This is a genomic window from Bacteroidota bacterium (assembly GCA_018816945.1).
Lineage (GTDB): Bacteria > Bacteroidota > Bacteroidia > Bacteroidales.
Window position 1 is genome coordinate 92,241 of the sequence record JAHIVC010000071.1, and the last position, 7,532, is coordinate 99,772.

Here is a 7,532-nt window from a genome sequence, read left to right on the forward strand (position 1 = left end):
TTTTATTGGGGTGGCGTCCTTTCATTTTACTGTTTCAATAAATTTATCTTTCAACCTTCTCCATTTCTTCACTTCTGTCTTTTACCAAATTTAAATTATAAAAGCCAGAAGAATTATTCAACGAGATTTGGATTTCATGAATAAAATCAATAGAAATTTTGACTTCTGATATGGTACAATTTAGCAGATGGCCACCACGGCTCTTATCTTCATTTATAAAATGATAATGATAGGCAGGAACATTTACCCCTCCAAAATATTCTGGAACGCGAAATCCAACCATGGAGCCGGTTTCTGAAATAAATTCGAATATTGGCTGCTCTTTAACGACTTCAACCAGAGGTGGATATGGCTTGTTTTGTTTTGGAACGCTACGGGTAATCGCTTTATTGAATTTACCTTCAACCTTAATGGCATAAAAAATATTATTTGTTGGAATAATTCCATCAATTAATTTATTGAGTTGCTCAAAATCTAATTCATTGGTTAAAGTGAAACTTGTATCTGCAACAAAATGAGTCACAACGGCAAAAGGTGTTTTCATTTCAAGGTTTACAGGATAAACCATGCCATCAGCTTTTATTTGATAAAAATTTCCATCGAGTGCGAGCATTTCTCCATCCAGTTGATTGAAGGTACCAATACCAAAATTGCCTTTTTTTGAGAGTTCTTCAAAACTCATCGTGCCATCATAATTGCCTGAGAGTAATGCATCAAAAGTAGAAGTTTGAAAAATTGCATCATTTTCCTGAATATCATTGTTTTGGCATGATATAAATACAATGACTAAAACCAAAAATAAAATAGAATTTATTCGTGACATGGCAACTTTTTTTAAATATAATTCCAAACTCATAACTCATAACCCATAACCCATAACCCATCATTCATCATTCATCACCTTCCATCCATAATCAATGTATTCATAACTGAAATCGTCGTTCTTTATGTCGATTTTCAGAAATCCTTCTTCAAAGCCATAGTACTTCCCCTCCCACCAACTGGAAGAAACAGCACCCCCCGTAATAAAATGAGTGCCATTAATCAAAATATCTTCAATTATATGCAGGTGTCCCTGTAAAACCAGTTTTAAATTATAGTCATTAAATAAATCCAATACTTCTTTTGAGTTATAAACTACCCCTGAGGAATCTATGGGTACAGTACTTCCATGAGATCTGTGTTTAAATGCTGTAATCAAAGGAATATGGGTGCTGATTACAATGGGTATATTTTTATCGGTATTGCTCAATTCTTTTTTGATCCATTCAATTTGCGCATCATCAATCAGTCCTGTATATTTCTTGTTTGCTTTTTCTTCTACTGAATTTAAAATCATAAATTTCCAGCCTTTATGCGTAAAACTTTGATAGGATTTTCCAATCTTGTTTTCGAACATTTTTTCGCCGTAATCCGGGTTGTTTTCAATACCTTCTTCCTTGATGTACATTCCATAGATTTCATGATTGCCCATCGTGTTATAAAAAGGAATGTCATAGTCGTTGGTAACTTCCAGATATAAGTTATATAGCGAATCCGCACGTTCGTGAGAAACCCCGAGGGCATCCATTATCAGGTCGCCGCCGGTGATAATAAAATCGGGATTCATAGTAACGATGGTATCCAGTGCTTGCCTGAATCCCTGTACCGCATTTAGTTCAGGTTGCAAATGAATGTCGGTCATGAATACAAATGAAAATGAATTATCATTTGAAGCTTTTTTTTGACAACTGGCACTAAATAAAACTAGCGTAAGCAGTATTATTGAAAAGGGGATGAGGAATGGTGTTTTTTTCATAGCAGGTTAATTAATTGGTTGTTAAAGATATAAAATTTCGATTTTAAAATTCTATAAGGAAAAAAAACTTTCAAGTTTAAATAGGGGATCGTATATGGAACTCGATTCTGTTCTAATAAGGTAAGCCTAATGATTATTAGAGTTTCTCTCAAATCTGCAAAAAGTAAAATGTTGTTTAAATCCACCTGGAGTCTTATGTTCAGGGTTGAGACTTTCTTTAAGTTTAAAATGAGGATTAAATGTTTTATTAAGTAAATCTGTAGAATATTGGCTGATGTTCAGCCCACTGCATTTGGTAGGTCCTTTCTCAGAAAAAGTACCAATAATAATACTTCCATTTGTATGGATAGCATCCGCCGAAATACTTACATATTTTTCAATTTCATCCTTTTTAATAAGAAAATGAAAAGCAGCCCGATCGTGCCAGCAATCATATTTTTTATGGGGTTTAAAATCCAGAATATCACTTACAATCCATTCAATTTTAGTTGCATCATTGCCCAATCTTTGTTTGGCCCGTTCGATTGCTTTTGCAGATAAGTCCAAAACTGTAATATTTGTATAACCTTCCGAAATGAGGATGGGAGCCAGGTGACTGTCGCCTCCTCCAATATCAATAATACTTGCAGTTTTTAGAAGATTAAGGTCTTTAATCATTTTAAGAGAAGTTACTGGTACGCTTTGATACCAGCCAACTTCATGCAGTTCCTTAGTAGAATAGATGTTTTCCCAGTGCTGGAAACGTGTAATTTCTTCCATACAATGATAGCTTGTTGAGTTATGCTTTAGTTGATCCGGCAAACGTATATCAAAGCCTGCCGGATAATAGTTCATTTATTTACGAATTTCGAATATTTTCTACGTCTTCTATGCTTTTTGGTTTTGGTTTTCCTATAAGTTTGGCACCGGTTTCAGTAATCAAAAAGTTTTCTTCATTACGGCAACCGCTAAATTTTCTGAATTTATTGATTTCATCATAATTAAGAAAATCCATGAATTTATTTTCGACACGCCACTTATCCATCAATTCCGGTATAAAATAAATCCCCGGTTCGATGGTCAATACAAATCCGGGTTCTAATTTTCGGCCCAGACGCAAAGATTTGAGCCCGAACTGAGTGCTTTTTAATTCACCGTCGTAACCTACATATTCTTCGCCCAATCCTTCCATATCATGAATGTCTAAACCCATCATGTGACCTAAGCCGCAAGGGAAAAACAAGGCATGTGCTCCTGCTGAAACGGCTTCATCAATATTACCTTTCATCAAACCCAAATCTTTCATCCCTTCTGCAATTACTTTGCATGTTTCCAGGTGAATCTCTTTAAAGGGCTTGCCGGGTTTTAGTAAAGAGATGGCATGATTGTGGGCATTTAAACAAAGTTGATAAATAGCTTTTTGTTGAGAAGTGAATTTTTTATCTACGGGAAAGGTACTTGATAAATCGCCTGCATAATACATTGGTGTTTCAGCACCGGCATCAAGTAAAAATAAATCTCCGCTTTTAATAATGTTGCCATGGTGATGATTATGCAAGGTTTGCCCATTGATGGTCGCAATTACTGGAAAAGCAACATGACCGTCGTTAGCCAGGGCGATACCTTCAACTGCGCCTGCTATTTCAGCTTCCATCATCCCGGGTTTTACCATTTGCATGGCTTTTACGTGCATATCTACCGAAATATTAACCCCTTTTGTAATTTCAACCATTTCTTCAGCAGTTTTATAATTTCGTTGAGAAATCACAGCTAGCCGAAGTTCTAAAGAAGCATTTTTTTCAGCCTCAAGCGGGTGGATACCCAACCAATTGAAAATTTTAAGATGATGTTCAGCCCTGTAAGGAGGTAAATAATGAATTTTACGACTAAATTTTACAGCATTCTTTAAGAAGGTGTTTAAAAGAGCAATTTGACCGGTTTTATAAACCCCGACGGATTCAGAAAGTTCCTTAACCGTTGGTAATACCCCCATCCAAATAATATCGTCAATGGTGTAGTCATTGCCAAAGATAAATTCTTCTCCTGACTCAACATCAATAATTCCGGTTAAGCCTGCTACGTTCAAGCCAAAATAATAGCTAAAGCTGCTGTCCTGGCGGAAGTGATAACCGTTGTCCTTATAATTCATGGAACTTTCTTCATTACCCAATATGAGAATAATACCGGATTCTATTTTAGATTTTAAGGTCTGACGACGTGCGATATAAGTTTCTTTTTTAAACATGATCTGAATGATTTAAGATTATACTTAATATGATCCTCAAACTTAGCTAAGTTGGACCACAAATCAAAAATATTTAGGTGATAAAAAAGTGTTAGCTCAGAAACGCAGCAATATCTTTTAAAACAATGATCCCAAGTAATGGATTGTTTTCTGTGCCATTTTTGGTGATTAGCAAGGCATCATAATAGCGGTTAACAGGGTTCTGTTTATAAGATTGTTTGTACAGTTCAGCAGCTTGATAGATTGTAAAATCAGAAGGGATGATTGCAAAATTCCGGCGATTACTTGAATTGTTTAAAACTTCGCTAATTATTGTTTCAGATGGTTTTACTTCAGATAAACCGGATAACCATTCAACTATTTGCAAGCTATTAAGGACATCAATCACGACGTTATTTTCAGTAATCGGTATTTGTGAAATTTTAAATTCATGAATGAGTTTAAGTGCTTCCGAAAGTTTATCATTAATATTAACTGTGTGCACTGGTTTGAAGAAAATTTCTACTTTTTCCGGGTTTTTTACTTTCTCCCAAATTTCGCTAAAGTGTTTAACAACCTTATCTCTGGGAACAGCGATCGCTTCTCCGTCCTTATCAAAATTATGCATGATGGCGTTACGCAGATCACCATAGGTAATTAAGTCGTTTTTGTATTTTTTTACCATAGGATTATGACGGGATGCCTGAAATATCAAAATCCGAAAGGAATCATGTTTGCCATGATTATAAGTATATTTCAAAAATTTCTCAAATTCATTAAATGTTCCAAGAAATAATTCTGCATTGTCTGACATATGCTATTTTGCTAATTAGCGATCTGAGATACAATTAATAATAACTACTTCTCCCACCATGCAAATGCTTCCAAGAGGGGCACGCTCATATTTTACCCATATTTTTTTGTCTTCTGAGGGAACGATCATAAAATCTTGTAGATTGGATGGCTCGATGACCTGATTATTATCTTCGAGAACAATAACCCAGCCGCAACCATCAAGTCCGGTAAGGTTTTTGAAAGACCCCTTTACACCATTGTCACAAGTCCCCGTTTTTTTGCAGGAATTTAAACACAACATTGTAAAGGATAAAAAGATGATTAAAGTAAATATCCTGCCCTTCATACAAATTATTTAATCTTTAAAGTTATGAATTATTCGAATAACTGTGCTGAAGTTTGGACGAATATGGCCATAATATTTAATAAAATACATAACATTGTTTTGGAATCTGATCACTAATCTGTATTTTTAACCAACCCAAAATCAATCTAAGATGCAAAAGAAAATAAAATTTTTCCTGATCGGAGTGTTTATTCTTACCGGTCACATTGTTTATTCACAAAATTGGCAAACTTTGGAAGAAGGCCAGGTGATACAAATTAATAATATTGAATTAAGTTTTATCGCTACTTATGTCAAAGAGACCGGTGGACAAGATGTGTATGAAATTACGGCAACACTGAATAATATGGGCAATGATTACATCGCCTTGTTTGAAAATGCGGTTTATGAATTTGTTGAAACTCCTAAAAATGCGTGGACCCAATTAAAGTTTTCAAATGCCTCAGGAAAAGGTCTGTCTGCCAAAGAAGGCTTTATATATCCAGACGCGATAAGTATGCGTTTCCCTTTTAAATGCAAGCCTGAAGATAAAAATCCAACATGGGAAAGCAGGATTATTGGAGTGGGATTACGACAAGGTCAATATAAAACCAAAGAATGGCGAATCCGCGTTGAAAAAGGCGAAAAACCTAAGGTAATGGTATTTAATAAATTTTAATCCTTTGTAATTCTTATATTTATTTTAATCAGATAACATGAGGAAAATCCGATTGCATTGGCAAATATTAATCGCATTGATCCTTGCCATCATCTACGGTGTAATATTCTCCAATCATTATTCTGTTAGCGAATCTACAATGAAGAAGCTAACGAACCGAATCGTTGAAAATGAAGTTTTAATATCCGTCGAATCTATAAAAGATGTTGATTTTACGAGTAGAAATGAATTTCAGGATGAATTAAAAAAGCATCTATCGGCTGATCAGTATCAAAAACATGGCTCCACCATTGTTCAATGGTCAGTTCAAAATTCTTATATCAAAGCGGTTGATTGGATGGGTATCCTTTTTCTCAAAATGCTCAAGCTTATTATGATTCCGCTTATTTTAAGTTCTTTGATCAGTGGAATTTCAAATGTCGGCAGTGTTGAACATCTTGGGAGGCTAGGCTTGAAAACGATGATTTTTTATATGTCAACCAGTTTGATTGCTATACTCACCGGTTTATTTTTTGTAAACCTGTTTAAACCGGGTATAGGGGCCGATCTGAACTTTAGTTATAAAGTTGAAGGCTTGATGGACCAACAACGTTCTTTCAAAGAAATTATACTCGACATCGTACCCGAGAATATTTTTACGGCCTTTAATGATAACCAAATACTATCGGTTATCTTTTTCGCTATACTTTTTGGATTTTTCATAACCCAAATAAGTCCTCGTCCCAAGCAGGTTTTAACCGATGCATTTAATGCTATTTTTGATGTAATGATGAAGATAACCATGTTCTTCATCAAATTTACCCCACTCGGTATCTTTGGAATAGTATCAAGTATCATAGCCGAACAGGATGATCTTGGTCATTTGGTGCAGCGCATGAGTTTGTATATGGGGACTATCATTCTGGCAATGTCAATACATTTTTTCATCACGCTTCCCTTGATAATCAGAGTAGTTGGGAGAGTAAACCCATGGAAACATATGAAAAATATGACCTTGCCTTTATTAACAGCTTTTTCTACTTCCTCATCCAGTGCAACATTACCACTGACAATGAATGCCGTAGAAAACAATTCGGGTGTTTCACGTAAAATTAGCAGTTTTACTTTGCCTCTTGGAGCCACGATCAATATGGATGGTGCAGCTTTATATGAATGCATTGCTGCCATTTTTATTGCTCAGGCTTATGGTATTGATCTTACTGTTTTGCAGCAAATTATAATCGTTTTAACAGCATTGCTTGCGTCCATTGGGTCTGCAGGTATTCCGATGGCCGGATTGGTGATGATCACCATTGTGCTATCAGCAGTTGGCTTGCCTTTAGAAGGAGTTGGCCTTATTTTGGCTGTTGATAGATTAATTGACATGTTCAGGACAGCAACCAATGTTTGGAGCGACACCTGTGGTTCTGTGGTGATTGCTAAATTGGAAGGCGAAAAGTTACCGATTGATTATTGATTATTGGCGGATTCCGTTCCTGTTCAAAAATTCTCTTCGTGTATCTCTGTGATTTCTTTGTGCAGCTCTGTGTAACGATTTATTAGCTATAACACTAAGAACCACAAAGAATCCTCAAAGCGACACAAAGGTTAAAAATTGATTATTGATTATTGATTATTGATTATTGATTATTGATTATTGATTATTGATTATTGATTATTGATTATTGATTATTGGCGGATTCCGTTCCTGTTCAAAAATTCTCTTCGTGTATCTCTGTGATTTCTTTGTGCA

Annotated in this window: 8 protein-coding genes; 2 read left to right on the plus strand and 6 right to left on the minus strand. The window is 35.3% G+C overall.

Going from position 1 to position 7,532, the window contains the following annotated elements; all coding sequences use genetic code 11:
* Nucleotides 1-43 precede the first annotated feature (43 nt).
* The 6 genes from budA to KKG99_11435 all read right to left on the minus strand — a co-directional run bounded on the left by budA (nucleotide 44) and on the right by KKG99_11435 (nucleotide 5,142).
* Complete coding sequence (budA, locus tag KKG99_11410; GenBank protein ID MBU1013606.1) at nucleotides 44-823, minus strand: acetolactate decarboxylase; 780 nt, start codon at nucleotides 821-823, stop codon at nucleotides 44-46.
* Nucleotides 824-883: 60 nt separating this feature from the next.
* Nucleotides 884-1,798 (minus strand): metallophosphoesterase, encoded by a 915-nt coding sequence (locus KKG99_11415; GenBank protein MBU1013607.1) that lies wholly within the window; start codon nucleotides 1,796-1,798, stop codon nucleotides 884-886.
* A 126-nt stretch (nucleotides 1,799-1,924) separates the two neighbouring features.
* The gene (locus tag KKG99_11420; GenBank protein MBU1013608.1) at nucleotides 1,925-2,557 is read right to left on the minus strand and encodes a class I SAM-dependent methyltransferase; all 633 of its coding nucleotides are present in this window, start codon (nucleotides 2,555-2,557) and stop codon (nucleotides 1,925-1,927) included.
* Nucleotides 2,558-2,636: 79 nt separating this feature from the next.
* On the minus strand, nucleotides 2,637-4,022 hold the full coding sequence (locus KKG99_11425; protein MBU1013609.1) for an aminopeptidase P family protein: 1,386 nt from the start codon (nucleotides 4,020-4,022) through the stop codon (nucleotides 2,637-2,639).
* A 91-nt stretch (nucleotides 4,023-4,113) separates the two neighbouring features.
* Nucleotides 4,114-4,815: a CBS domain-containing protein gene (locus KKG99_11430; GenBank protein MBU1013610.1), complete on the minus strand. Its 702-nt coding sequence runs from the start codon at nucleotides 4,813-4,815 to the stop codon at nucleotides 4,114-4,116.
* A gap of 15 nt (nucleotides 4,816-4,830) precedes the next feature.
* Nucleotides 4,831-5,142, minus strand: coding sequence for a hypothetical protein (locus KKG99_11435; GenBank protein ID MBU1013611.1), 312 nt, complete (start codon nucleotides 5,140-5,142; stop codon nucleotides 4,831-4,833).
* A 151-nt stretch (nucleotides 5,143-5,293) separates the two neighbouring features.
* Between KKG99_11435 and KKG99_11440 the strand changes: the two genes are divergently transcribed.
* Both KKG99_11440 and KKG99_11445 read left to right on the plus strand, forming a co-directional pair.
* Complete coding sequence (locus KKG99_11440; GenBank protein ID MBU1013612.1) at nucleotides 5,294-5,800, plus strand: hypothetical protein; 507 nt, start codon at nucleotides 5,294-5,296, stop codon at nucleotides 5,798-5,800.
* Between the two features lie 37 nt (nucleotides 5,801-5,837).
* Nucleotides 5,838-7,256 (plus strand): dicarboxylate/amino acid:cation symporter, encoded by a 1,419-nt coding sequence (locus KKG99_11445; protein ID MBU1013613.1) that lies wholly within the window; start codon nucleotides 5,838-5,840, stop codon nucleotides 7,254-7,256.
* Nucleotides 7,257-7,532 lie beyond the last annotated feature (276 nt).